This is a genomic window from Streptomyces sp. NPDC020983 (assembly GCF_044333485.1).
In the GTDB taxonomy this organism is placed as follows: Bacteria; Actinomycetota; Actinomycetes; order Streptomycetales; family Streptomycetaceae; genus Actinacidiphila.
This window is the reverse complement of sequence record NZ_JBIRRA010000006.1, coordinates 483,721-508,850: the sequence shown is the minus strand read 5'-3', so window position 1 is coordinate 508,850 and position 25,130 is coordinate 483,721. Positions and strand designations below refer to the sequence as shown.

General features: G+C 72.0%; 22 protein-coding genes and 1 tRNA gene. 21 read left to right on the top strand and 2 right to left on the bottom strand.

Annotated elements, in window-relative coordinates; genetic code table 11:
- Positions 1-30 precede the first annotated feature (30 nt).
- Complete coding sequence (locus ACH4SE_RS16510) at positions 31-312, bottom strand: UTRA domain-containing protein (RefSeq protein WP_398544067.1); 282 nt, start codon at positions 310-312, stop codon at positions 31-33.
- Here ACH4SE_RS16510 and ACH4SE_RS16505 point away from each other — a divergent pair.
- The 4 genes from ACH4SE_RS16505 to ACH4SE_RS16490 all read left to right on the top strand — a co-directional run bounded on the left by ACH4SE_RS16505 (position 261) and on the right by ACH4SE_RS16490 (position 4,335).
- On the top strand, positions 261-1,586 hold the full coding sequence (locus tag ACH4SE_RS16505; protein WP_398544066.1) for a replication initiator: 1,326 nt from the start codon (positions 261-263) through the stop codon (positions 1,584-1,586). The genes ACH4SE_RS16510 and ACH4SE_RS16505 overlap by 52 nt on opposite strands.
- Entirely contained in the window at positions 1,576-1,776 is a 201-nt protein-coding gene (locus ACH4SE_RS16500) for a helix-turn-helix transcriptional regulator (RefSeq protein ID WP_398544065.1), read from the top strand. The genes ACH4SE_RS16505 and ACH4SE_RS16500 overlap by 11 nt, the downstream gene beginning before the upstream one ends.
- A complete protein-coding gene (locus tag ACH4SE_RS16495; protein WP_398544064.1) occupies positions 1,773-3,149 on the top strand; it encodes a tyrosine-type recombinase/integrase in 1,377 nt (458 codons plus the stop codon). The genes ACH4SE_RS16500 and ACH4SE_RS16495 overlap by 4 nt, the downstream gene beginning before the upstream one ends.
- A 205-nt stretch (positions 3,150-3,354) precedes the next feature.
- The gene (locus tag ACH4SE_RS16490; protein WP_398544063.1) at positions 3,355-4,335 is read left to right on the top strand and encodes a restriction endonuclease; all 981 of its coding nucleotides are present in this window, start codon (positions 3,355-3,357) and stop codon (positions 4,333-4,335) included.
- A 170-nt stretch (positions 4,336-4,505) separates the two neighbouring features.
- Here ACH4SE_RS16490 and ACH4SE_RS16485 read toward each other — a convergent pair.
- A tRNA-Arg gene (locus ACH4SE_RS16485) sits at positions 4,506-4,577 on the bottom strand.
- 181 nt (positions 4,578-4,758) lie between these two features.
- Between ACH4SE_RS16485 and ACH4SE_RS16480 the strand changes: the two genes are divergently transcribed.
- From ACH4SE_RS16480 to atpB, 17 genes are all read left to right on the top strand, one after another.
- A complete protein-coding gene (locus tag ACH4SE_RS16480) occupies positions 4,759-5,202 on the top strand; it encodes a response regulator (RefSeq protein WP_398544062.1) in 444 nt (147 codons plus the stop codon).
- 206 nt (positions 5,203-5,408) lie between these two features.
- Positions 5,409-6,632, top strand: a complete 1,224-nt coding sequence (nrtL, locus tag ACH4SE_RS16475) for an ArgS-related anticodon-binding protein NrtL (protein WP_398544061.1) — start codon at positions 5,409-5,411, stop codon at positions 6,630-6,632.
- A gap of 42 nt (positions 6,633-6,674) precedes the next feature.
- Positions 6,675-8,066, top strand: a complete 1,392-nt coding sequence (gene lysA / locus ACH4SE_RS16470; protein WP_398544060.1) for a diaminopimelate decarboxylase — start codon at positions 6,675-6,677, stop codon at positions 8,064-8,066.
- A 258-nt stretch (positions 8,067-8,324) separates the two neighbouring features.
- The gene (locus tag ACH4SE_RS16465; protein ID WP_398544059.1) at positions 8,325-9,683 is read left to right on the top strand and encodes a homoserine dehydrogenase; all 1,359 of its coding nucleotides are present in this window, start codon (positions 8,325-8,327) and stop codon (positions 9,681-9,683) included.
- A gap of 6 nt (positions 9,684-9,689) precedes the next feature.
- Positions 9,690-10,781 (top strand): threonine synthase, encoded by a 1,092-nt coding sequence (gene thrC, locus ACH4SE_RS16460; RefSeq protein WP_398544058.1) that lies wholly within the window; start codon positions 9,690-9,692, stop codon positions 10,779-10,781.
- Between the two features lie 432 nt (positions 10,782-11,213).
- Positions 11,214-12,137, top strand: coding sequence for a homoserine kinase (gene thrB, locus ACH4SE_RS16455; protein ID WP_398544057.1), 924 nt, complete (start codon positions 11,214-11,216; stop codon positions 12,135-12,137).
- 361 nt (positions 12,138-12,498) lie between these two features.
- Complete coding sequence (gene rho, locus ACH4SE_RS16450) at positions 12,499-14,529, top strand: transcription termination factor Rho (protein ID WP_398544056.1); 2,031 nt, start codon at positions 12,499-12,501, stop codon at positions 14,527-14,529.
- A gap of 298 nt (positions 14,530-14,827) precedes the next feature.
- On the top strand, positions 14,828-16,606 hold the full coding sequence (locus tag ACH4SE_RS16445) for a trypsin-like serine protease (RefSeq protein ID WP_398544055.1): 1,779 nt from the start codon (positions 14,828-14,830) through the stop codon (positions 16,604-16,606).
- Positions 16,607-16,749: 143 nt separating this feature from the next.
- Positions 16,750-17,877, top strand: a complete 1,128-nt coding sequence (locus ACH4SE_RS16440; protein ID WP_398544054.1) for an LCP family protein — start codon at positions 16,750-16,752, stop codon at positions 17,875-17,877.
- A gap of 161 nt (positions 17,878-18,038) precedes the next feature.
- A complete protein-coding gene (rpmE, locus tag ACH4SE_RS16435; protein ID WP_031518487.1) occupies positions 18,039-18,266 on the top strand; it encodes a 50S ribosomal protein L31 in 228 nt (75 codons plus the stop codon).
- Positions 18,267-18,381: 115 nt separating this feature from the next.
- Positions 18,382-19,461, top strand: a complete 1,080-nt coding sequence (gene prfA, locus ACH4SE_RS16430; protein WP_398544110.1) for a peptide chain release factor 1 — start codon at positions 18,382-18,384, stop codon at positions 19,459-19,461.
- A 12-nt stretch (positions 19,462-19,473) separates the two neighbouring features.
- Positions 19,474-20,319 carry a peptide chain release factor N(5)-glutamine methyltransferase gene (gene prmC, locus ACH4SE_RS16425; protein WP_398544053.1) on the top strand — a complete coding sequence of 282 codons (846 nt, stop codon included), beginning with the start codon at positions 19,474-19,476 and terminating at the stop codon, positions 20,317-20,319.
- Between the two features lie 76 nt (positions 20,320-20,395).
- A complete protein-coding gene (locus tag ACH4SE_RS16420) occupies positions 20,396-21,043 on the top strand; it encodes an L-threonylcarbamoyladenylate synthase (protein ID WP_031518480.1) in 648 nt (215 codons plus the stop codon).
- On the top strand, positions 21,040-21,717 hold the full coding sequence (locus ACH4SE_RS16415) for a protein-tyrosine-phosphatase (protein ID WP_398544052.1): 678 nt from the start codon (positions 21,040-21,042) through the stop codon (positions 21,715-21,717). Before ACH4SE_RS16420 ends, ACH4SE_RS16415 begins: the two co-directional genes overlap by 4 nt.
- A 151-nt stretch (positions 21,718-21,868) precedes the next feature.
- Positions 21,869-23,224, top strand: coding sequence for an MraY family glycosyltransferase (locus ACH4SE_RS16410; RefSeq protein ID WP_398544051.1), 1,356 nt, complete (start codon positions 21,869-21,871; stop codon positions 23,222-23,224).
- Positions 23,225-23,492: 268 nt separating this feature from the next.
- Positions 23,493-23,918 carry a hypothetical protein gene (locus ACH4SE_RS16405; protein ID WP_398544050.1) on the top strand — a complete coding sequence of 142 codons (426 nt, stop codon included), beginning with the start codon at positions 23,493-23,495 and terminating at the stop codon, positions 23,916-23,918.
- Positions 23,919-24,240: 322 nt separating this feature from the next.
- A complete protein-coding gene (atpB, locus tag ACH4SE_RS16400) occupies positions 24,241-25,047 on the top strand; it encodes a F0F1 ATP synthase subunit A (protein ID WP_398544049.1) in 807 nt (268 codons plus the stop codon).
- Positions 25,048-25,130: the final 83 nt, after the last annotated feature.

Sequence of the window (25,130 nt, the reverse complement as noted above, 5' to 3'; positions counted from 1 at the left end):
GAGTAGTGAAAATTTGGACCGCGGGGCGGGTCAGAGGGGGTAGGAGAGTTCGAGGTCGTTGCCGGGGAGGCGGAGCTCTTCCAGGGCTAGGGGCTTGTCCGCCAGGGTGTAGGTGACGCGGAGGATGGTCAGGAGGGGGACGCCTTCGGGGAGGCGGAGGGCCTGGGCCTGGTCGGGGAGGGGCATTCGGGGGCGCAGGTACTGGGTGAAGCGGAGTTCGTGGCCTAGATCGCTCAAGGCGGCGTAGAGCTGGGGCGCCGGTGGGGGTGCTTCCGTCTCGTACTTGGTGTCGACCAGTACGGAGAACGGCACGTACGTGCGGTGGAGTTGGCGGAGGCCGGGGGCTGCCGTCGATCCACCTCGCCGGTGGGGCGTCGCTCGTCGACCTGGCGACCGGTGAAGAACTGCACACGTACGGGGGACGTTTGCTCGTCCGCTGCGGCAACCGGCGGGCTGCCGTCTGCCCGACCTGCGCGCGGACGTATCGGGCCGACATGTTCCAGCTCATCCGAGCCGGGCTCGTCGGCGGCAAGTCGGCTCCCGCCTCGGTCGGGGGTCACCCTCGGGTGTTCGTCACGTTGACGGCGCCCGGGTTCGGGGCCGTGCACGGACGCGGGGAACGCGACTGGCGGGCGCGCGTCTGCCGGCCTCGTCGTGCGGGGGAGTGCTGCCCGCATGGGGTGCCGCTCGGGTGCCGTGAGCGGCATGCGGTCGGTGACGCTCGGCTCGGTGAGCCGTTGTGCCTGCGCTGCTACGACTATGCCGGGGCGGTGGTCTGGCAGGCGTCGGCCGGTCGGCTCTGGCACCGCTTCGTGCTGGAGCTGCGGCGGGAGCTGGCCCGGCGGGCGGGCGTCCCTCGGGCGGCGCTGGGCGAGTCGGTACGGCTGTCGTACGCGAAAGTCGCGGAGTACCAGCGGCGCGGGCTCGTCCACTTCCACGCGGTGGTGCGGCTCGACGGTCCGGAGGGGCCGGGGTCGGCTCCGCCGGACTGGGCGTCGACTGGGCTGCTCTCCGATGCCGTGCGGGAGGCGGTGGCTCGGGTGCGGCTGACGGCTCCGGGGCGAGCGGTGATCGGGGCGCGGGTGTTGCGCTTCGGGTCGCAGATCGACGTTCGGCCGGTCATGGAGTTCGGTGAGGGTGCCGTGACGTCGGCGGCGGTGGCCGGCTACATCGCCAAGTACGCCACGAAGGGTGCGGAGGCGGCCGGGGCTGTCGACGGGCGTATCCGGCACGCCCGTGAGCTGGTGCTGTTGCCGGTGCGGCGGCACGTGCTGCGGATGGCCGGTACGTGCTGGTGGCTCGGCGGGCTGCCGCAGTTCGAGCCGCTGGGGCTGCGGCGGTGGGCGCACATGCTCGGGTACGGCGGGCACTTCTCGACGAAGTCCCGGCTGTACTCGACGACGTTGACGGCGTTACGCCAAGCCCGTATCGATCACCGGGCGGCGGAGCAGCGGGCCTACTTCGGTCTGGCCAATCGGCCCGCGGCCATGGTCGGGCGCTGGCGCTACGCCGGGCGCGGCTACTCGCCGGAGGCGGCTCTCCTCGCCGCCTCGGTAGGGCCGGGCGGTGGTTCCGATGGCGCGTGAGCGCGCGACGGGCCTACTCACCGTCCGCGAGGTGCTGGAAGAGCTAGGCGGAATCTCCCGGCGCACCTTTCACCGCTGGCGCGAGCTGGGGCCGGCCCCGGCCTGCATCCGGCTGCCGAATGGTGAGCTGCGGGTGCGGCGGTCAGTGCTGAACGCCTGGCTGGACGAGCGGGCGGAGGGCGCGGCATGAAGTCGTACAAGGTCTCCGTCTGGAAGATCAGCGTCAACCAGTCGGCGAAGAAGCCGACGTACCTCGTCCGCTGGTCGGTGGAGAAGGTGCCGTTCCATGAGGTCTTCAAGACCAAGGCGCTCGCGGACCGCTTCCGGGCGAAGCTGCTCGGTGCGGTGGAGAAGGGCGAGCCGTTCGACACCGTGGCCGGCCTGCCCGACTCGATGCGGGGCGGCAAGGCTGCGCTCTCGTTCTTCGACCTGGCCGTGAAGTACGTCGATCACCGGTGGGTGGACGCGTCGGCCAAGCACCGCGACAGCATGACGGACGCGTTGGCGTTGGTCGTGCCGGTGCTCGTCAAGCCACTGCGGGGCCGTCCCTCGAACGCAACGCTTCGGCGGGCGCTCCGGTCGTACGTGCTGCCCGTGCCGCGCAGAGAGCGGGAGCGTCCGGAGGACGTGGTGGCGGCCGTGCGGTGGATGGAGCGGGCGTCGCTGCCGGTCGGCGAGTTGAACGAGCTGGCTCGGGTTCACGAGCTTGTGGAAGCGCTCGGGCGCAAGCTCGACGGCACCCCGGCGGCGACGCAGACGTACCGGCGTCGCCGGGCGGTCGTCTTCAACGCCCTGGAGTACGCGGTGGAGCTGGAGTTGCTGTCGGCGAATCCGCTGACGCGGGTCCGGCGGAAGCGGGGCAAGCGGGCCTTGCAGGAGGTCGACCGCCGGGTGGTGGTCAACCCGCGGCAGGTGCGGGAGCTGCTGACGGCGGTCACGTACGTCGGTCGCTTCGACCGCGCCAGCGGGCGCCGGCTGCGGGCGTTCTTCGCCTGTCTCTACTACGCGGCGTTGCGGCCGGGGGAGGCGCTGGGCCTGCGGTTGACGGACTGCACGTTGCCGGAGGCCGGGTGGGGCCGGATCGAACTCGCCGAGACGCGTCCCTCGGCGGGGAGGACATGGACGGACTCGGGGGAGGCGCACGACCGGCGGGGCCTGAAGCAGCGGGAGAAGGGTGAGGTGCGGCTCGTGCCGATTCCGCCACCGCTCGTCCGGCTCCTCGTGGAGCACGTAGAGGAGTTCGGCACGGCGGACGATGGGCGGCTGTTCCAGAGTGAGTACGGGAACGTTGTGGCGGCCTCGTCCTACTCCCGGATCTGGAAGCAAGCACGGGAGTTGGGCCTCTTGCCCGCCCAAGCTGCGTCTGTCATGGCGGCTCGTCCCTATGACCTCCGTCACGCGGGAGTCTCCCAGTGGCTTAACTCCGGTGTTCCGGCTCCGGAAGTTGCTGCCCGTGCCGGCCACTCGGTGGACGTGCTACTCAGGATCTACGCAAAGTGCATCGACGGCCAGGAAGCGGAGATGAACGACCGGATCATGCAGGGGCTTGCTGAAGATGGCTAGGTGATCCGTGGATGAAGGATCCAGGACGGGTCCTGGGGCCTTCATCGTTGCGATCACGCGCCTCGCGTGAGATGAGGCATGATGTCGGGTCATCTAGTCTTATCAGTCCCGCGCTTCGCAGCGGCTCGTCACGTACCACTCCCCGCTGATGACGAGTTGGTGGTGCGCCCGGGGCAAGTGAGCCGCGCTTGGGATTGGAAGTGGAATGACGGGCAGCACGGCAAGGCATGATGAGGCTTACCACTGGCCGCCGGAGCTGCTGGAGTTGCTGATCCAGGTCGTGCCGCTCCTCTGCCGGAGCAAGATTGCTGTGGTCGACTTCTTTCGTAGCGCTGGGGTCAGCGAAGCGCTACTGATGGGCTTCCGGCGTCAACTGGATCAAGACCGCGATTCCATCACCAAGTACGCCATCGCCAGATCTGTCCTCCGGCAGGTGAACGAACAAGGGGACCGAGGTCTTCCGGTGCGCAGGAGTCTCCTCCGGAACGTCACCGAGTTCGAAGACTTCGCGCTCTGCTGGCCCGATGATCAACTCAAGGCGGAGGGTCTTGTCGCGAAGATCCGGAAGTTGGTGCATGTGAAGGACTCCTTCACGCGCCTTCAAGAACGACAGGAGGCCGAGCGAGAGCAGCGCCGAGCTGAGCAGGAGGAGCGGCGGCTGAAGATCGAATCCCGACGTAGGAAGCTTGCTGGGCTGCGAGCCGAGTTGTCGGCGCTCTTCTCTATGGCCGACGTGCGCAAGCGCGGGCTGGCTTTGGAGGGACTGCTGAACAGGGTGTTTGCGGTGGAGGGAATCTCTGTCAGAGAAGCATTTGCCCTGCGAAGCGAAGACGGCCAGGTTGCGGAGCAGATCGATGGAGCCATCGAGCTCGACGGCTCCGTCTATGTGGTGGAAGTGAAGTGGTGGAAAGAGCCTCTCGGGATTGACCCCGTGTCCCGGCATCTCGTTCGCGTGTACAACAGGGCTGAGGTCCGTGGTCTGATGATCTCAGCTTCCGGCTTCACGAAACCCGCCATCGCGGAGTGCGAGCTGGCACTTACGCAGCGGGTCATGGTCCTGGCCGAACTGCGAGAGCTGGTGATGCTGCTTGAGGGCGAGGGCGACCTGTCGGGATGGCTGCGCGAGAAGGTTCGTCGCGCAGCTTTGGAGCGAACGCCGCTCGCAGTGTTCGGCGTCGACTTCTAGTACGGCACTTGACCCGTCTGACCAGCACTAAGTCAGAGAAAGATCATTACGTCGTCATTACGTGATCACTGGCAAACGGCTGCCGTGAGCCGCATTTGGCTGCGTACATGCGAAGACCCCGCTGCCAGCGTTAGGGCTGGTGGCGGGGTCTGTTGGCACCTACTGCGAGGTGCCCCCGGCAGGATTCGAACCTGCGCACACGGCTCCGGAGGCCGTTGCTCTATCCCCTGAGCTACGGGGGCGACGGGAAGAACACTACCAGGGTGGAGGGGGTGGGTCGGACAGGGTTTGTGGGGTGGTGGGGGTGGGGTCGGGAGGGGTGGGGGAGGCCGGGAGGGGGAGAAATGGGCAAAACGCGGACGCATCAGGAGTCGTCCGCCTACGCTTCGGGGTGTGGCGGGAGCGACCGGCCGGGTGCTTGTTGTGGATGACAACAAGGTGATCCGGCAGCTGATCAGGGTCAACCTGGAGCTGGAGGGCTTCGAGGTCGTGACCGCGGCTGATGGTGCCGAGTGCCTGGAGATAGTGCACAGCGTGCGTCCGGACGTCGTGACGCTGGACGTCGTCATGCCGCGGCTGGACGGGGTGCGGACCGCCGCGCGATTGCGGGCGGATACCGATCCGTGGACGCGGGGGGTCGGGATCGTCATGGTCAGCGGCGGCACCGCGCCGGAGGGTGTGGGCGGGCCGGGCGGGGTGGACGCCTTCGTGGCCAAGCCCTTCGAGCCCGCCGAGCTCGTCGAGACGGTACGGCGGCTGGTGCGGCGCAGCCGGGGGGCTTCGGGCGGGGCCGGCGGCGGTGCGGGCGGTACGGGGGAGGCCGGGGAGCCGCGGGGGCAGGCCGCTGCCGCGCCCGGTGGCGGGTGAGCGGCACCGGGGGAGGTGCGCGCTGTTCCGCGGCGGGCGTGACGGCCGGGCTGCGCGGGCCGGTGGTGGATGCGGGTGTTCCTGTGGGGGTTGGTGCGTGAGTGGTGCGGGGCGGCCGGTCTTCCGGGGTGGAGCCGGGGCGGGGGAGGTGACCTGGGGGAAAAGGGCTCGGCGTACGCGGGGGGTTCTCGCCTACGCTGTCCTTCGTGACCCCCGCTGAGCTGTCCTGGACCGTGCTGACCACGGTCAGGCGTGCCGTCGCGGCGGACGAACTGCGGGTGGACGTTCCCGAGAAGGTCGTCGTGCAGCGGCCGCCGCGGCCGGGGTGCGGGGACTACGCCACCAACGTCGCCCTCCAGCTCGCCGGTGCCGCCGGTCGCAGCCCGTACGAGGTCGCCGCCATCCTCGCGCCGCGCCTCGCCCGCGAACCGGGCATCGCCCAGGTCGAGATCGCCGGTGCGGGCTTCCTCAACATCACGCTCAGCGCGCGGGCGTACGCCGACGTCGTGCGGCAGGTGCGCGAGCAGGGGGCGTCCTACGGGCGGGGGGACGGCCTGGCCGGGCAGCACGTCACCGTCGTCCCGGACGTGTCGTCGCAGGGCGCGCCTCCGCTGCGGGCCGGTGTCGTGGCGGAGGCCGTCAACGCCCTCCTGCGCGCCGCCGGCGCTGAGCCCGGCCCCCCGGAGCCCCTCCGCGTCACCGAGCCGCACGGCATCGACCCGGCCCTCGCCCCCGGCACCCCCGCCCCCCTCGGCACCGCGCCCCGCGAAACCGCGCCCGGCGGCGCCCCCGGCGGCACCGCCCCCGGCGGCGTCCCCGGCGCCCCCGCCCCCCGCGAAACCGCGCCCGGCGGAGGCACCCCCGCCCCCGGCGCCCCCGCCCCCCGCGACACCGCGCCCGGCGGAGGCACCCCAGCCCCCCGCACCCCCACCCCCCGGGGGAGCCGCCTCGGGCCCGACGAGGTGCGCTGGGCCCTGTTGCGGCCGCCCGGTGAGGACGTGCCGCGGCTCGACGCGGGGGCCCTGCTCGCCCAGCGCGAAGCCAATCCCCTCTTCCGTGTGCGCTACGCGCACGCCCGTACCCGCGCACTGCTGCGCAACGCCCAGGACCTGGGCGTACGCATCGAGGACCCGGCCGGCGGCGACCCGTACCGGCACCCCGCCGAGACGGAGCTGCTCGGGCTCGTCGCCGACTTCCCGCGGGTCGTCGAGACCGCCGCCCGCCGCCGTGCGCCCGATCGGCTCGCCCGGCATCTGGAGCGGCTGGCCGACGCCTTCCTGCGCTTCCAGGACGAGTGCCCCGTGCTGCCGAAGGGGGACGAGAAACCCTCGGCCGTCCACGCTGCCCGGACCCGCCTCGCCGACGCGACCGGCATCGTGCTCGCCGACGGCCTGCACCTGCTCGGCATCAGCGCACCCGACCACCTCTGAGATCCTCCGAGATCCTCCGAGTCACAGGAAACCGAGAGACCAGTGAGCCGTTCCGCACATCCCGCCGGGCCCCGCCACGCCGACGTGCTGCCCGAGGGGCACTACACCGCGCCGCCCGCGGATCTGAACCACCTCGAACCGCAGGTGTGGTCCCGCACCGTCACCCGCAACGGCGACGGGGCCGTCGAGGTCGGCGGCCTCGACGTGCGCGACCTCGCCGCCGAGTTCGGCACGCCCGCGTACATCCTCGACGAGGCGGACTTCCGGGCCCGCTGCCGCGCCTGGCGGGCCGCCTTCGGGACGGAGGCCGACGTCTTCTACGCGGGCAAGGCGTTCCTCTCCCGCGCCGTCGTGCGCTGGCTGCACGAGGAGGGGCTGAACCTCGACGTGTGCTCCGGCGGTGAGCTGGCCGTCGCCCTCGACGCCGGGATGCCCGCCGACCGCATCGCGATGCACGGCAACAACAAGAGCAGCGCCGAGATCGACCGCGCGGTCGCCGCCGGGGTCGGGCGGATCGTCGTGGACTCCTTCCAGGAGATCGTCCGGGTCGCCGCCGCCGCGGAGCGGCACGGGCGGCGGCAGCGCGTGCAGATCCGCGTCACGGTCGGCGTCGAGGCGCACACCCACGAGTTCATCGCGACCGCGCACGAGGACCAGAAGTTCGGGCTGCCGCTGGCCGGCGGGCAGGCCGCGGAGGCGGTGCGCCGGGTGCTGAAGCTGGAGAGCCTGGAGCTCGTCGGCCTGCACAGCCACATCGGCTCGCAGATCTTCGACATGTCCGGCTTCGAGGTGGCCGCGCGCCGCGTCGTCGGGCTGCTCGCCGAGATCCGCGACGAGCACGGCGTGCAGCTCCCGGAGATCGACCTCGGCGGCGGCCTGGGCATCGCGTACACCCCCGACGACGACCCCGCGGAGCCGCACCAGATCGCGAAGTCGCTGGCCGACATCGTCAGCCGCGAGTGCGAGGCGGCCGGCCTGGAGCGCCCGCGGCTGTCGGTCGAGCCGGGCCGCGCGATCGTCGGCCCGACGGCCTTCACGCTGTACGAGGTCGGCACCGTCAAGCCGCTGGAGGCGCTGCGCACGTACGTCAGCGTGGACGGCGGCATGTCGGACAACATCCGTACCGCGCTCTACGACGCCGAGTACAGCGTGGCGCTCGCCTCGCGGCGCAGTGACGCGGCGCCGATGCTCAGCCGGGTCGTCGGCAAGCACTGCGAGAGCGGCGACATCGTCGTCAAGGACGCCTTCCTGCCCGCCGACCTCACGCCCGGCGACCTCCTGGCGGTGCCCGCGACCGGGGCCTACTGCCGCTCGATGGCCAGCAACTACAACCACGCGCTGCGCCCGCCGGTCGTCGCGGTCGCCGACGGGCGGGCACGGGTGATCGTCCGCCGTGAGACGGAGGAGGACCTGCTGCGCCTCGACGTCGGCTGAGGAAACGCAGCGCGGCGCCGCGAAGAGGATCTGCGGTCCGGGCGCGGCACGCGGGGTGAAAAGCCGCCCGCGTGTCCGTCCGTACCGCAAATCTCACGGTCCGCCCGGACGGTCTCGCATTCCGGACAGGGCGTGGCTTCTCCCTGGCGGTGGGTGAGACTGGATGCCTCCACGCCGTCCCCGTCCGGGCCCGGACCGGGACGGGCGCGGGGACGACACGGGAAACCCCCCGGGAAACCGTACGAGAGACGAGGTCGGATGATGCGTACGCGTCCGCTGAAGGTGGCGCTGCTGGGCTGCGGTGTGGTCGGCTCCGAGGTGACGCGCATCATCACGACGCAGACGGCGGACCTCGCCGCGCGCATCGGCGCGCCCGTGGAACTGGCCGGCATCGCGGTGCGCCGCCCCAACCGGGTCCGCGCGGGCGTGCCCGCCGAGCTGCTCACCACGGACGCCACGGCGCTCGTCAAACGCGGCGACCTCGATGTCGTCGTCGAGGTCATCGGCGGCATCGAGCCGGTCCGCACCCTCATCACCACCGCCTTCGAGCACGGCGCCTCCGTCGTCTCGGCCAACAAGGCGCTGCTCGCCGCGGACGGCGCGAACCTGCACGCCAAGGCCGCCGAGCACGGTGTGGACCTGTACTACGAGGCCGCCGTCGCCGGTGCCATCCCGCTGGTCCGGCCGCTGCGCGAGTCGCTGGCCGGCGACAAGGTCAACCGGGTGCTCGGCATCGTCAACGGCACCACGAACTTCATCCTCGACAAGATGGACAGCACCGGCGCCGGCTACAGCGAGGCGCTGGACGAGGCCACCGCGCTGGGATACGCGGAGGCCGACCCCACCGCCGACGTCGAGGGCTTCGACGCGGCGGCGAAGGCGGCGATCCTGGCCGGGATCGCCTTCCACACCCGGGTCACCATCGACGACGTCCACCGCGAGGGCCTGACCGAGGTCACCGCGGCCGACATCGCCTCGGCGAAGAAGATGGGCTGCACCGTCAAGCTGCTGGCCATCTGCGAGCGCGCCGCCGACGGCCGCTCGGTCACCGCCCGGGTGCACCCGGCGATGATCCCCCTCAGCCACCCGCTGGCGTCCGTCCGCGGCGCCTACAACGCCGTCTTCGTCGAGGCGGAGGCAGCGGGTCAGCTGATGTTCTACGGTCCCGGCGCCGGCGGTGCACCCACCGCCTCCGCCGTACTCGGCGACCTGGTGGCCGCCTGCCGCAACAAACTGGCAGGGACCACGGGAGCCGGCGAGTCCGCGTACACGCAACTGCCGGTGAGCCCGATGGGCGATGTGGTCACCCGCTACCACATCAGCCTTGACGTGGCGGACAAACCGGGCGTCCTCGCGCAGGTCGCCACGGTGTTCGCCGAGCACGACGTGTCGATCGACACGGTGCGGCAGCAGGGCAGGAGCCAGAGCGGCGGCGACACCAACGACGGTGCCGCGGCCGAGCAGACCGGTGCCGTACGGCGCGCGGGCGGCGAGGCGTCGCTCGTCGTCGTCACCCACCGGGCACCGGACGCCGCGCTGTCGGCGACGGTCGCAAGCCTGCGGAAACTCGACACCGTACGCGGCGTCGCCAGCATCATGCGTGTGGAAGGGGAGTAGCCCGCTATGAACGCAACCATCGACCAGCCCCGAATGTCCGGCACCCACCAGTGGCGCGGCATCATCGAGGAGTACCGCGACCGGCTCCCGGTCACCGCGGACACCCCGGTGGTGACGCTGCTGGAGGGTGGCACCCCGCTGGTCCCGGCCCAGCTGCTGTCGGAGCGGACCGGGTGTGACGTGTACCTCAAGGTCGAGGGCGCGAACCCGACCGGGTCCTTCAAGGACCGCGGCATGACCATGGCCATCTCCAAGGCCAAGGAGGACGGCGCCCAGGCCGTCATCTGCGCCTCCACCGGCAACACCTCCGCCTCCGCCGCCGCCTACGCCGTACGCGCCGGCATGGTGTGCGCGGTGCTCGTGCCGCAGGGCAAGATCGCGCTCGGCAAGATGGGCCAGGCGCTCGTCCACGGCAGCCGCATCCTCCAGGTCGACGGCAACTTCGACGACTGCCTCGACCTCGCCCGGGGCCTGAGCGAGAAGTACCCGGTCGCGCTCGTCAACTCCGTCAACCCGGTGCGCATCGAGGGCCAGAAGACCGCGGCCTTCGAGGTCGTCGACGCGCTCGGCGACGCCCCCGACCTGCACCTGCTGCCGGTCGGCAACGCCGGCAACATCACCGCCTACTGGCGCGGCTACAAGGAGTACGCGGCCGACGGCATGGCGACCCGCACCCCGCGCATGTGGGGTTTCCAGGCGGCCGGCTCGGCCCCGATCGTCAACGGTGCGCCGGTGCGCTCGCCGCAGACCATCGCGACCGCGATCCGGATCGGCAACCCCGCCTCCTGGCAGTACGCGGAGGCCGCGCGCGACGAGTCCGGCGGCGTCATCGAGGCGGTGACGGACCGGCAGATCCTCTCCGCGTACCGCCTGCTGGCGGCGAAGGAGGGCGTCTTCGTCGAGCCCGCCTCCGCGGCGTCGGTCGCGGGGCTGCTCAAGGCGGCCGAGGAGGGCCGGGTCGACCCGGGCCAGCGCATCGTCTGCACGGTCACCGGCAACGGCCTGAAGGACCCCGACTGGGCCGTCGCCGGGGCCCCCGCCCCGCTGACCGTCCCCGTCGACGCGGACGCCGCCGCCCAGAGCCTCGGGCTCGCGTAGGGGCACGCCCTCTGCGCAGGGCGGTGAGCGTTCTCCGGGGGCGCGGGGAGCCGCGCGACCGGCGCGTCGCCACCGGCCCGAAGGGGCTGTTGCTGCCGTCGCCGGACCGCCGGCCGGCGGTGGGTCGCCCGGGTGGTTCCCCGCCCCCTGGAACGCCCGCCCCGCGGGGCAGAAGCCGGCTCCCCCCGCGGGGGGAGACCCGGCGGGGCGCAGGGGGCGCCCGGGAAGCCCCGCCGGTGGGGCGACACGCATCGCGCGCTGTGCGTGCGCCCTATGTCGCAGGAGAACCTTCCTTCGATAAGCTGGGACCCAGCGGCACCTCAGCGTGCCCCGTATCCGGCGGATGCCAACCCCGCATCGCCACTCCCGCCCCGCCGCCCGGCAATGACGCCGCGCCCGGAGGGCGAACCGCACAAGGAGATTCGTCGAACGATGGCCGGTCCCGCGTTCCGCGCTGCCGCAGTACGAGTGCGCGTCCCCGCGACCAGCGCGAACCTGGGGCCCGGTTTCGACGCCTTCGGGCTGGCTCTCGGGCTCTACGACGACGTCGTGGTGCGGGTCGCCGACGCCGGGCTGCACGTCGACATCGCCGGTGAGGGCGCCGACACGCTCGCCCGCGACGAGAAGCACCTGGTCGTGCGGTCGCTGCGGACGGCTTTCGACCTGCTCGGCGGCCAGCCGCGCGGCCTGGAGGTGGTGTGCGCGAACCGCATTCCGCACGGCCGCGGGCTCGGCTCCTCCTCCGCGGCGATCTGCGCGGGCATCATCGCCGCCCGGGCGGTGACGATAGGCGGCGCGTCCGCGCTGGACGACACCGCCCTGCTGGAGCTGGCGACCGAGATCGAGGGGCACCCGGACAACGTCGCGGCGTGCCTGCTCGGCGGTTTCACCGTGGCCTGGAACGAGGGAGGGGCGGCGCGGGCGATCCGGATGGACCCGGCGCAGTCGCTGGTCCCGGTGGTGTTCGTGCCCGCCGACCCGGTGCTGACGGAGACCGCGCGCGGCCTGCTGCCGCGTACCGTCCCGCACGTGGACGCGGCGGCCAACGCCGGGCGCGCCGCGCTGCTCGTCGAGGCGCTGACCAGGCGCCCCGAGCTGCTGCTGCCCGCCACCGAGGACCGGCTGCACCAGGACTACCGGACACCGGCGATGCCGGAGACGCTGGCGCTGGTGAACCGTCTGCGCGGTGAGGGCGTCCCTGCTGTCGTGTCGGGTGCGGGGCCGACGGTCCTGGCGCTCACCGACGAGGGGGCCGCCGACAAGGTCTCCCGGCACGCGGGCGGGGGATGGGCGGCGCACCGCCTGTCGCTCGACGCTGCCGGGGCGTGTGTACTGCCACTCGCCGGGGGGCAGTGACACGATTGCCGGTCGTGAGAGGGGGAATGTTTGTTGGATCCGGTAGTGTTAATCTCAAGCCTGCATTCGGAGCCCGATGGGCAGGATGCACCGTGTCCCTTCCGTGGGACCGCTTTTCTTCCGGGAGCCTCCCACATCGCATAGGGCACGGTCCGAGTCTTCGGATTCCTGACCCGCGCGATGCTGAGCACGCTCCGGATATTCGGTACGAGTTCAATCCGTGCCGAAGGCCCGTACGTATTTCTGCCGCCATCAGGCGGACCACCGCCCCGGTTCTGGACAGCGGGAACGCCCAGATCCGGACAGCACGACCGGTCGCCGAGCCAGACAGGCCGACGTCCGCTCCAGGGAAGGACCCTTCGTGAGCGACACCACCGATCTGATGGGCGTGCGCGCAGATGACACTGTCGCCTCGTCCGATGCCGCTGCGTCCGCGGGCGGTGCTGCCACGGCCAGCCCGTCGCGCCGCCGCCGGACCGGGACCGGCCTGGACGGCATGGTGCTGGCCGAACTGCAGCAGCTCGCCTCCGGGCTCGGCATCAAGGGCACCGCGCGCATGCGCAAGAGCCAGCTGATCGAGACGATCAAGGAGCGCCAGGCCGGCGGCGGAGCCGCGCAGGCGACCGCCCCCGCGGCCGGTGACGGCGCCGCGGAGAAGCCCAAGCGGCGCGCGACGTCCAAGGCGCGCCTGGAGCAGGCCGGCGACGACACCGCCGCGGCGGCCGCGGGCACCCGTGCCGCGACCGCGACGGCCACCGCCGCGCCGGAGAAGCGCGAGCAGCGGCAGGAGTCCCAGCAGATCGAGATCCCCGGTCAGCCGGCCGGGGAGCAGGCCAAGGCCACGAAGAGCGAGCAGAAGGCCGACCAGCGGGCGGAGAAGGCCGAGCAGGCCGCCGACACCGCCGAGGGCCGCGCCGACACCAAGGGCGAGGCCAGGCAGGGCGACGGCAAGCAGGGCGGCGACGACCGCCAGGAGCGCCGCCGCGGCGACCGCCGGGAGCGCCAGCGCGACCGCCAGCGCAACCGCGAGGACGGCGGCCAGGGCGGCGGCCGGCAGCAGGGCCAGGGCGGCGGCGGCCAGAGCCAGGGCCAGCAGGGCCAGGGCGGCGGCGGGCAGGGCGGCGGCGGCCCCCAGGACGACGACGACTTCGGTGACGGCCGCGGCCGCCGCCGGGGCCGCTACCGCGACCGCAGAGGGCGTGGCAACCGCCGGGACGAGTTCGGCGGCGGCGGCGAGCCGCAGGTCGCCGACGACGACGTGCTGATCCCGGTGGCGGGCATCCTCGACATCCTCGACAACTACGCCTTCATCCGCACCTCCGGCTACCTGCCGGGCCCGAACGACGTCTACGTGTCGCTCGCCCAGGTCCGCAAGAACGGGCTGCGCAAGGGCGACCACGTCACCGGCGCGGTGCGGCAGCCCAAGGACGGCGAGCGGCGCGAGAAGTTCAACGCGCTGGTGCGCCTGGACTCGGCGAACGGCATGGCGGCGGACTCCGGCCGCGGCCGTCCGGAGTTCAACAAGCTCACCCCGCTGTACCCGCAGGACCGGCTGCGGCTGGAGACCGACCCGGGCGTGCTGACGACCCGGATCATCGACCTGGTCTCGCCGATCGGCAAGGGCCAGCGCGGTCTGATCGTGGCCCCGCCGAAGACCGGCAAGACCATGATCATGCAGGCCATCGCGAACGCGATCACCACCAACAGCCCCGAGTGCCACCTCATGGTGGTCCTGGTGGACGAGCGTCCCGAAGAGGTCACCGACATGCAGCGGTCGGTCAAGGGCGAGGTCATCTCCTCGACCTTCGACCGCCCGGCCGAGGACCACACCACCGTCGCCGAGCTGGCGATCGAGCGCGCCAAGCGCCTGGTGGAGCTGGGCCACGACGTCGTCGTGCTGCTGGACTCGATCACCCGTCTGGGCCGCGCCTACAACCTGGCCGCGCCCGCCTCCGGCCGCATCCTGTCCGGTGGTGTCGACTCCACCGCGCTCTACCCGCCGAAGCGGTTCTTCGGCGCCGCCCGCAACATCGAGGACGGCGGCTCGCTGACCATCCTGGCCACCGCGCTGGTCGAGACCGGCTCGCGCATGGACGAGGTGATCTTCGAGGAGTTCAAGGGCACCGGCAACATGGAGCTCAAGCTCGACCGCAAGCTCTCCGACAAGCGGATCTTCCCCGCGGTGGACGTCGACGCGTCCAGCACCCGCAAGGAGGAGATCCTGCTCGGCGGCGAGGAGCTCGCCATCGTCTGGAAGCTGCGCCGGGTGCTGCACGCCCTGGACCAGCAGCAGGCGATCGAGCTGCTGCTGGACAAGATGAAGCAGACGAAGTCCAACGCGGAGTTCCTCATGCAGATCGCGAAGACCACCCCGGGCCAGAACAACGACTGACCCGCGGCCGTCGCACCCACGGCCCCGCCCGCCGGTTCTCCGGCGGGCGGGGCCGTCCGCGTTCCCGGGGCGGGCGGAAAGGCCCGCGGATTCCCCGGTCGCGGACGCCCCCCTGGCTTTCGGCGCGCATTCCACGGGTGGGCGGCGGAAAGCCGAAGTCCGTGCGGTGGGCTGAGGGGCGGTCATATGCTCGGCGGGCGGGGGCGGATGGGCCCGTGGCGGCCCGGCCTGCTCCGTGGGGGGCCGGCTCGCTGTGCCCGTCGCTCCCGACGACGCTTCCCGAGGACAGGAGTCGCGGATGTTCCCCGCCCGTACGAGCACCGGCCGCCGTCTGCGCCGCCGCGCCCTGCCCGCTGCCCTGGCCGCGTTCGGCGCGCTCGGTGCCGGTGTGCTCGCCTCCGCCCCGGCCCGGGCCGACGCCGCCCTTCCGGCCGCCCCGGCAGCCCCGGCCGCCGCCGTACCGGCCAAGGCCCGGGCCGACGCGCTGCTCAGGCGCGCGATACGGGCCCGCGCCGCGGCCGCCGCCCCCGCCGGCCGGGCCGAGAAGGACGCCACGCCCGGCGCCGTCGGCCCGCACGTCATCGGTGGCACGCCCGCCGGGGACGGGGAGGCGCCCTGGATGGTCCAGATCTGGTACGACGACGACAGCGGCACGCCCGGCACCATCGTGGACGACAAGGCGTTCCTGTGCGGCGGCAGCGTGGTCTCGTCGTGGAAGGTCCTGACGGCCGCGCACTGCGTGCAGGGCCGGGACCTGCCCTCCTACGCCGTGCTGATCACCGGTACCGACCAGCTGCCCACGATCGACGCGGACGGCGTCCTCGACCTGCACGGCGGCACCGAGAACTTCGTGGCCCGCGCCTGGTCGTACCCGGCCTCCACCGGTGCCGCCCCCCGGAACGACGTCGGCGTGCTGACCCTCGAACAGCCGACGAACGCCACCGCGCTGCCGATCGCGACCGCGAACGACACCGCGCTGTACGCCCCCGGGACCCCCGCGACGCTCTACGGCTGGGGCCGGACCTCCTCGGCCTCCACCGACCCCGCCCCGGTGCTCCAGAAGGCCGATCTGCCGGTCACCCCCGACAGCGCCTGCGCGGCCGCCAACGGGAGCACCTTCGACCCCTCCGTGATGCTCTGCGCGGGCACCGCCTCCACCGGCGGCGACGCGGGGACGACGGCGGCGTGCTTCGGCGACTCGGGCGGCCCGCTGGTCGCCGCCGGGCGCATCATCGGGGTGGCCTCCTGGGTCGTCGGCAACTGCGTCATCGAGGGCTTCTACAGCGTCTACAGCCGCGTCTCCGCGCTGGCCGGGGGGATCCTCCCGCACATGGACGACGCCAACCTCTCCGGCGACGACCGGGCGGACCTGCTGGCCGTGGACAGCAGCGGCAACGGCTGGCTGTACGCGGGCCGGGGCGGCTCCGTCGCGCCCCGCCAGGCCTGGGGCAGCTACCCGGACACCACCCTCGTGCGGCAGTCCGACCTCGACGTGGACGGCCGCGAGGACCTGCTGACCCGCAGCAGCGGCGGCCAGCTCTACGTCACGTCCCCCGGCGAGGCCCCGCTGCTCGTCGGCACCGGGTGGAAATCGATGGCCTCCCTCGTCCTGCCCGGCGACCTCGACGGTGACGGACGGCCCGACCTCGTCGGCACGGACCCGTCCGGCTACGCGTACCTGTACCCCGGCCTCGGGCAGGGGCACTTCGGCACCAAGATCCTCATCGGCAGCGGCTGGCAGATCTACGGCGGCTCCCTCTACGGCAAGGGCGACCTGACCGGGGACGGCCTCCCCGACATCGTCGCCCGTGACAGCTCGGGCACCCTGTGGCTCTACAAGGGCACCGGCAAGGCCCCCGCGGTGTGGGCGGCCCGCACCAAGATCGGCACCGGCTGGGGCGTCTACAACGCCTTCGCGGCCGTCGGGGACATCACCGCCGACGGCCACGCCGACCTGCTGGCCCGGGACACCTCGGGCACCCTGTGGATCTACGACGGCACCGGGTCGGCCGCCTCGCCCTACGCCGCCCGTACGAAGCTGGGCCCCGGCTGGTCCGGCTACACCCTGTTCGGCTGAGGCCACGGACCGGGTACGGCGCAGCCGGACGGTCACCGCCCGTCACGAAAAAGTCGTCCGCGTGCCCCCTGACCTGGGGGTACGCGGGCAGCGTCGGATACTTGCGGATGCCGACCCCGGCAGGTGCGGCGCACGATGGAGGAATGTCCGGTACAGGCGGCCCCAGGCCTCCGGCCGGCGCCTCGCCCCTGGGGACGAGAAGGCGCCGGCGGCGCGGGCTGCGGATCACCGCGTGGGCCGCGGCGGGCGTGGTGCTCGCGGGGGCCGGCGGCGCCGGGTACGTCTACACGCGGCTCGACGGCAACATCCACAGCATCGACATCGACGCCGCCCTCGGCCGCGACCGGCCGGTCAAGCTCGGCAACGGCGCGATGGACATCCTCGTGCTCGGCTCGGACTCCCGCTCCGGCGCCAACCGCGCGTACGGCCACGACGGCGGCTCGGCCCGCTCGGACACCGCGATGGTCGTGCACCTGGCCAGGGGCCACAAGCGGGCGACCGTCGTCAGCATCCCGCGCGACACCCTGGTCCACCGCCCCGCGTGCGCCAGGCCCAGGGGCGGCACCGCCCCGGCGGCCGCGCAGGCGATGTTCAACAGCGCCTACGCGGTCGGCGGCCCGGCCTGCGCCGTCAAGACCGTGGAGAAGCTCACCGGGCTGCGCATGGACCACTACGTCGAGGTCGACTTCACCGGCTTCAAGAACCTGGTGAACGCCCTCGGCGGGGTGCCGCTCACCACCACGCAGGCCATCCGCGACCCCAAGAGCCACCTCGACCTCGACGCCGGCGCCCACACCCTGAACGGCGACCAGGCGCTCGGCCTGGTGCGCACCCGGCACGGCATAGCCGACGGCAGCGACCTGGGCCGCATCCAGCTCCAGCAGGCCTTCCTGAAGGCCCTCATGGACCGTGTACGGGGCCTGGGGCTGCTCAGCAGCCCCACCAAGCTGTTCTCGGTCGCCGACACCGCCACGAGCGCCGTGACGACCGACACGGGCCTCGGCTCGGTCGGCAGGCTCATGAGCCTGGCGCAGAGCGTGCGCGGCCTGAAGTCCGGGCAGATCCACATGGTCACCCTGCCCGTACGCTTCGCGCCCGCCGACCACAACCGGGTGCAGCCCATCCCCGCCAAGGCCGCCGCCGTGTGGGCCGCGCTGCGGGCCGACAGGCCCGTGCCGCCCTCCGCGCTCACGGGCTCGGCGGCCGACAAGGCGGACGCCGGCAAGGTCGTCGGGCCGGACGGCGGCGGCCCCGCGCCGGAAAAGCGCTGACCTGCGGAAAGAGCCGGCCGCCAGGGCCGGGAATGATCCGGCGGCCGACCTGGTTTTGGGAGATGCGGCCAGTGCTGGCAGACTGGTCCGCTGGCCCCGGTTCACGCTGACGCAAACCCGCCAAGCGACCCGGCGCCCTCCCGACACCAAGGAGCATCCCAGTGAAGCGCGACATCCACCCCGAGTATGTCGAGACCCAGGTGACCTGCACCTGCGGCGCCTCGTTCACCACCCGGAGCACCGAGACCAGCGGCCAGATCCGTGCCGAGGTCTGCTCCGAGTGCCACCCGTTCTACACGGGCAAGCAGAAGATCCTCGACACCGGTGGCCGGGTGGCCCGCTTCGAGGCCCGCTTCGGCAAGGCCGCCGCCGCCGGCAAGAAGAAGTAGCGACCCGCAAGCGCCGGTTTCCGGTTGCCCGAGCCAGGGCGACCGGACCGGCGCTTTTGTCGTCCCACTGACTCTTTCCGGCTCCTGTCCGGACTCTTCCACGCAGGGATTGATGATGTTCGAGGCGGTCGAGGATCTGATCGGCGAGCACGCCGACCTCGAGAAGCAGCTTGCCGACCCCGGGGTGCACGCCGACCAGGCGAACGCCCGCCGGCTCAACAGGCGCTACGCGGAGCTGACACCCATCGTCAGCACCTACCGCGGATGGCGGCAGCTGGGCGACGACATCGAGACCGCGCGGGAGCTGGGCGCCGACGACCCGGAGTTCGCCGCCGAGGTCAAGGATCTGGAGAAGGAGCGCGAGGAGCTCACCGAGCGGCTGCGGCTGCTGCTGGTGCCGCGCGACCCGAGCGACGACAAGGACGTCATCCTGGAGGTCAAGGCGGGCGAGGGCGGCGAGGAGTCCGCGCTGTTCGCCGGCGACCTGCTGCGGATGTACCTGCGCTACGCCGAGCGCGTCGGCTGGAAGACCGAGATCCTCGACTCCAACCCCTCCGACCTCGGCGGCTACAAGGACGTCCAGGTCGCCGTCAAGGCCAAGGCCTCGCACGAACCGGGCCAGGGCGTGTGGGCCCGCCTGAAGTACGAGGGCGGCGTGCACCGCGTGCAGCGGGTGCCGGCCACCGAGTCGCAGGGCCGTATCCACACCTCCGCCGCGGGCGTGCTCGTCACCCCGGAGGCCGAGGAGGTCGAGGTCGAGATCAACCCGGGCGACCTGCGGATCGACGTCTACCGCTCCTCCGGCCCCGGCGGGCAGTCCGTCAACACCACCGACTCCGCCGTGCGCATCACCCACCTGCCCTCGGGCCTGGTCGTCTCCTGCCAGAACGAGAAGAGCCAGCTGCAGAACAAGGAGTCGGCGATGCGCATCCTGCGCTCCCGGCTGCTGGCCGCCGCGCAGGAGGAGGCCGAGCGCGAGGCGTCCGACGCCCGCCGCAGCCAGGTGCGCACCGTCGACCGCTCCGAGCGCATCCGCACGTACAACTACCCGGAGAACCGCATCTCCGACCACCGCGTCGGCTTCAAGGCCTACAACCTCGACCAGGTCCTCGACGGCGACCTCGACGCGATCCTGCAGGCCTGCGTCGACGCCGACTCCGCCGCCAAGCTGGCCGCGGCCGGCGATACGAACTGAGGGGGCGGCACGGTGAATCTGCTGCTCGCCGAGGTGGCGCAGGCGGCCCAGCGGCTCGCCGACGCCGGGGTGCCCTCACCGCGCTTCGACGCCGAGGAGCTGGCCGCGTACATCCACGGCGTCAAGCGCGGGGAGCTGCACCGCGTCGCCGACGGCGACTTCGACGCGCGCTACTGGGAGGCCGTCGCCCGCCGTGAGGCCCGCGAGCCGCTCCAGCACATCACCGGCCGCGCCTTCTTCCGCTACCTGGAACTCCAGGTCGGCCCGGGGGTGTTCGTACCGCGCCCGGAGACCGAGTCGGTCGTCGGCTGGGCCATAGACGCGGTACGCGCCATGGACGTCGCCGAACCCCTCATCGTCGACCTGTGCACCGGCTCCGGGGCCATCGCGCTCGCCCTCGCCCAGGAGGTGCCCCGCTCCCGCGTGCACGCCGTGGAGCTGTCCGAGCAGGCCCTGGAGTACGCCCGCAGGAACACCGCGGGCAGCAAGGTCGACCTGCGGCACGGCGACGCGCTGAGCGCCTTCCCCGACCTCAACGGCCAGGCCGACCTGGTCATCTCCAACCCCCCCTACATCCCGCTCACCGAATGGGAGCACGTCGCGCCCGAGGCCCGCGACCACGACCCGGAGCTGGCGCTCTTCTCCGGCGAGGACGGCCTCGACACCATCCGCGGCATCGAGCGCACCGCGCACCGGCTGCTGCGCCCCGGCGGGGTCGTCGTCGTCGAGCACGCCGACTCGCAGGGCGGCCAGGTGCCGTGGATCTTCAAGGAGGACGCGGGCTGGGCGGACGCGGCCGACCACCCCGATCTCAACAACCGCCCGCGCTTCACCTCGGCACGCAAGGCCCGGCCGTGACCGGCCGCCCCGCCCCGCGTGCCGGCACCGCGGCGCGGGCCCGTACGGCAGCACAGCAATCCTCGGAGGTCACCTCATGGCACGGCGATACGACTGCGCGGACGCAACCGACCGGGCGACCGGCATGCGCGAAGCCATCTCGGCGGTCAAGCGCGGCGAGCTCGTCGTGCTGCCGACCGACACCGTCTACGGCATCGGCGCGGACGCCTTCGACGCCGAAGCGGTCGGTGACCTGCTGGAGGCCAAGGGCCGCGGCCGCAACATGCCCTCGCCGGTGCTCGTCGGCTCGCCCAACACCCTGCACGGCATCGTCACCGACTTCTCCGAGCAGGCCTGGGAGCTCGTCGACGCCTTCTGGCCCGGCGCGCTGACGATCGTCACCAAGCACCAGCCGTCGCTCAGCTGGGACCTCGGCGACACCCGCGGCACGGTCGGGGTGCGCATGCCGCTGCACCCGGTCGCGATCGAACTGCTCACCGCCACCGGCCCGATGGCCGTCTCCAGCGCCAACCTCACCGGCATGCCCTCGCCGCAGGACTGCGACGCGGCCCAGGGCATGCTCGGCGACTCCGTCGCCGTCTACCTCGACGCCGGTCCCACGCCCGCCGCCGTCCCGTCGTCGATCGTCGACGTCACCGGGCGCGTGCCGGTGCTGCTGCGGGCCGGGGCGATCAGCGCGGAGGAGCTGCGCAAGGTCGTACCCGACCTGGAGGAGCGCCGTTGACCACGCCGCCCGACGCCCGCGGCATACGCGGGCACCCGGGGCACGCGCCGGCCGCCGTCCCGGGCGCCGGGGCGGACGTCTTCCGCATCCTGCACGTCTGCACCGGCAACGTCTGCCGCTCCCCGATGGCCGAGCGGCTGACCCGGCTCGGCCTGGTCCGCCGCCTCGGTGACGGCGCCGCCGGGATGATCGTGGAGTCCGCGGGCACCTGGGGCCACGAGGGCGCCCCGATGGAGGCGCACGCCGCCGCCGTACTCGCCGAGTACGGGGCCGACCCGTCCGGTTTCACCGGCCGGGAGCTGCTCGACGACCACGTCATCGACGCCGACCTGGTGCTCACCGCGACCCGCGACCACCGCTCCCAGGTGATCTCCATGGGCCACGCGGCGGGCCTGCGCACCTTCACGCTCAAGGAGTTCACCCGCCTGGTGCGGGCGATAGACACCGCCACGCTCCCCGAGGGCAGCGTCACCGAACGGGCCAGGGCGCTCGTGCGGGCCGCCGCCGCGCTGCGCGGCTGGCTGCTCGCCCCGAGCCCGGACGCCGACGAGGTCAGCGACCCGTACGGCGCTCCCATCTCGTACTTCCGCAGCATCGGCGCGGAGATCCACGACGCCCTGGAGCCGACCGTGACCGCCCTGACCGGTGTCGCCGCCGCGACCGTGCAGACGTGAACCGGCCGGCCGCAACCGTGCGCGCCGCCTGTGAGTCTCAGCAGGTGTTCGCCGACCCGGCCCGGCCACCACTAGGGTGTGACGCTGTGAGGTACCACCCCCGGACGTGTGCGCAGCACCGCTACGCCCCCGAAACCGTCGGAGGCGGCTCGTGCGCGAGTATCTGCTGACCCTCTTCACCGCCGCGGCCGTCACGTATCTGCTGACCGGCCCGGTACGGAAGTTCGCCATCGCCGCCGGTGCGATGCCGCCCATCCGGGCGCGTGACGTGCACCGCGAGCCCACCCCGCGGCTCGGCGGCATCGCGATGTTCGGCGGCCTGTGCGCGGGCCTGCTCATGGCCGCCCACCTCACCAACATCGGCGACGTCTTCTCGCTGTCGAACGAGCCGCGCGCGCTGCTGTCCGGTGCCGGGCTGATCTGGCTGCTCGGCGTGCTCGACGACAAGTGGGGCGTGGACGCGCTCATCAAGCTCGGCGTGCAGATGATCGCCGCGGGCGTCATGGTCCTCCAGGGCCTGACCATCCTGTGGCTGCCGGTGCCGGGCATCGGCCCGGTCGCGCTGACGCCCGTGCAGTCCACGCTGCTCACCGTCGCGCTCGTGGTCATCACCATCAACGCGGTCAACTTCGTCGACGGCCTCGACGGCCTCGCGGCGGGCATGGTGTGCATCGCCTCGGTGGCCTTCTTCATGTACGCCTACCGCCTCTGGTACGGCTACGGAGTCGAGGCCGCGGCCCCGGCGACGCTCTTCAGCGCGGTGCTCATCGGGATGTGCCTGGGCTTCCTGCCGCACAACATCCACCCCGCGCGGATCTTCATGGGCGACTCCGGCTCGATGCTCATCGGCCTGGTCTTCGCCTCCGCCGCGATCTCCGTCACCGGCCAGGTCGACCCCGACGCGATCACGTCCTTCACCGGGTCGACCCGGCAGACCGTGCACTTCATGGTGCCGGTCTACATGCCGCTGCTGCTGCCGCTGACGATGATCGCGATCCCCGCCGCCGACCTGGTGCTCGCCGTCGTCCGGCGCACCTGGCGCGGCCAGTCGCCCTTCGCCGCCGACCGCGGCCACCTGCACCACCGGCTGCTGGAGATCGGCCACTCGCACAGCCGCGCCGTGCTCATCATGTACTTCTGGTCCGCGCTGTTCGCCTTCGGCGCGGTGGCCTTCTCCGTCAACGACTCCAGCCTGGGCATCGTGCTGGTGATCGTCGCGCTCAGCGCGGTGGGCCTGGCCGTGCTGCTGCTGCCGCGCTTCAAGCCCGCCGCCCCGGACTGGGCGGAGAGCGTCGTGCCGCCGCGCTACCGGCGGCGCCGGCGCAGGCTCGCGGCGGGCGCTGCGGCGGCGGAGCGCGAGATGCGCTCGCCGGAGCACCCGGCGCTGCACGGCTCGACGGCGATCGGCGCCCGCGGCCGGCTGTCCGACCGGCGTGCGGGCCGCGGTTCCGACCGCCACTCCGGCGGCGGGCCGGACCGCCACCCGGTCGCGGAGACCCGGCGCTGAGACGCGGCGCCGGGACCTCGCGGGACGCGGAGTCGAGACGCGACCCGCCCAAAACGGACGGCGTGTCGTGTGCACACTCTTGTGACAGGCAGCACAGGTCCATGGTAAAGACCGCATCAAATACTTTGTGATACCGTTCACGAAAGCAGGGAAGGCGTCGTTGGACCGCACGAGCGGTCAACCGGCGTGAGGCGCCCCCTCACTCCCTGACTACGCTCGTCTCCGACGACATCCGCTTGCCCCAACTCCCGCCGGAGGAGCCGTCACCATGCAGCAGAACGACGCCCGAATCCTCAGGGGATCCGCGCTGGTCGCCGCCCCTGTCGGAGTTGCCGCCACCGTCCTGAGCGCCGTGTTCGCCGGCGAGAAGGGCCTGCTGGGCGGCCTCGTCGCCGTCGCGGTGGTGGCGATCTTCTTCGCCTTCGGCTCGTGGGCCCTGATGACCATGACCGCCGAGCGCCCCCAGGTCGCGATGGCCGCGGGCATGCTCGTCTACGCCGTGCAGATCCTGATGATCGGGATCTTCATCGTGGCCTTCAAGGACACCTCGCTCTTCAACGGCAAGGCCTTCGGCCTGAGTCTGCTGGCGACCGCGCTGTCGTGGGTGGGCGGACAGGTGAAGCAGAGCCTCACCTCCCGGATGCTGTACGTCGATCCCGTCCCGTCCGTCCCGTCCGCTCCGCCGGCCGAATGACGCACGTGGCCGGGGCCGCAGCCAAGGGCGTGGCCAAGGGCCGGGTAAAGAGGCTGCAATTCCATCTGCTATCGTCCGGAAACGCATCTGGACGTGGAGGCCCCTCACACTCGTGGAGGGTGCTGCCCCCACGCCCATCGGTGTACTCGGATCCGGTGCCGCGGACGCGGCGCGGAACACGGGTTCCCGGTCTTCGATGCGGGCTCCCAGCGGACAGTGGTGACTTCGCCACGCCTTGTCCGCAGTGCCGACCAGCGGCCTCACCAGCCGCGCTGACACACAAGGTTGCCGTTACTTATGCGTCACGACGAAGGAGTCACGGGTGAGTGCCCACACGCTGCTCGCTGAGGCAGGCTGTCACATCAAGCAGGACTGCGGATTTCCTGCCCCGGGCCTCCACTCGTTCGACTTCAAGCCGATCTTCAGCATCGGCAGCTTCGACTTCACCAAGCCGATGCTGCTCGCGATCATCTGCATGCTGCTGGTGGTGGGCTTCTTCTGGGCGGCCTTCAACAAGCCCAAGCTGGTCCCCGGCAAGCTCCAGCTGGTCGGCGAGATCGGCTACACGTTCGTGGCCCGCAGCATCGCCCGCGAGGTGATCGGCAAGAAGGGCGACAAGTTCGTCCCCTTCCTCACGTCGATCTTCTTCTTCGTGTGGTTCATGAACATCATGTCGATCATCCCGCTCGCGCAGTTCCCGCCGGCCTCGCGCTTCGCGTTCCCGGTCGCACTCGCGGCGCTGGTCTACATCACGTACATGTACCTGACGTTCAAGACGCACGGCTTCAAGGGCGGCGTCAAGAACCTCGTGTGGATCTCGGGCCTGCCCAAGCCGCTGGTCCCGCTGATCGTGCTCCTGGAGTTCATCCAGAACTGCATCACCCGCCCGTTCACCCTCGCGGTCCGGCTGTGGGCGAACATGTTCGCCGGCCACATGCTGATCGTCATGTTCAGCGTCGCGAGCTGGTACCTGCTGACGCCGACCTGGCTGACGGCGGTGTCGGGCGGATCCTTCGGACTGGCCGTCTTCATGACCGCCTTCGAGGTGCTGATCCAGTTCCTGCAGGCGTACATCTTCACGCTGCTCGCCTCGATCTACATCCAGGGAGCGCTCGAAGAGGGCCACTGACGCCCGCCTCCGGCCGCTCGCCGCACCACCCACCACAGACCTCCGCTGGGAAGCCCCCCATCGGACCGCATCAAAAAGGAAGA

Coding starts and splice junctions, on each gene's coding strand:
- ACH4SE_RS16500 (WP_398544065.1), top strand. CDS start 1,576: ATGGCGCGTGAGCGCGCGACGGGCCTACTCACCGTCCGCGAGGTGCTG.
- ACH4SE_RS16495 (WP_398544064.1), top strand. CDS start 1,773: ATGAAGTCGTACAAGGTCTCCGTCTGGAAGATCAGCGTCAACCAGTCG.
- ACH4SE_RS16490 (WP_398544063.1), top strand. CDS start 3,355: ATGACGGGCAGCACGGCAAGGCATGATGAGGCTTACCACTGGCCGCCG.
- ACH4SE_RS16465 (WP_398544059.1), top strand. CDS start 8,325: ATGATGCGTACGCGTCCGCTGAAGGTGGCGCTGCTGGGCTGCGGTGTG.
- thrC (WP_398544058.1), top strand. CDS start 9,690: ATGAACGCAACCATCGACCAGCCCCGAATGTCCGGCACCCACCAGTGG.
- thrB (WP_398544057.1), top strand. CDS start 11,214: ATGGCCGGTCCCGCGTTCCGCGCTGCCGCAGTACGAGTGCGCGTCCCC.
- ACH4SE_RS16445 (WP_398544055.1), top strand. CDS start 14,828: ATGTTCCCCGCCCGTACGAGCACCGGCCGCCGTCTGCGCCGCCGCGCC.
- ACH4SE_RS16440 (WP_398544054.1), top strand. CDS start 16,750: ATGTCCGGTACAGGCGGCCCCAGGCCTCCGGCCGGCGCCTCGCCCCTG.
- prfA (WP_398544110.1), top strand. CDS start 18,382: ATGTTCGAGGCGGTCGAGGATCTGATCGGCGAGCACGCCGACCTCGAG.
- ACH4SE_RS16420 (WP_031518480.1), top strand. CDS start 20,396: ATGGCACGGCGATACGACTGCGCGGACGCAACCGACCGGGCGACCGGC.
- ACH4SE_RS16405 (WP_398544050.1), top strand. CDS start 23,493: ATGCAGCAGAACGACGCCCGAATCCTCAGGGGATCCGCGCTGGTCGCC.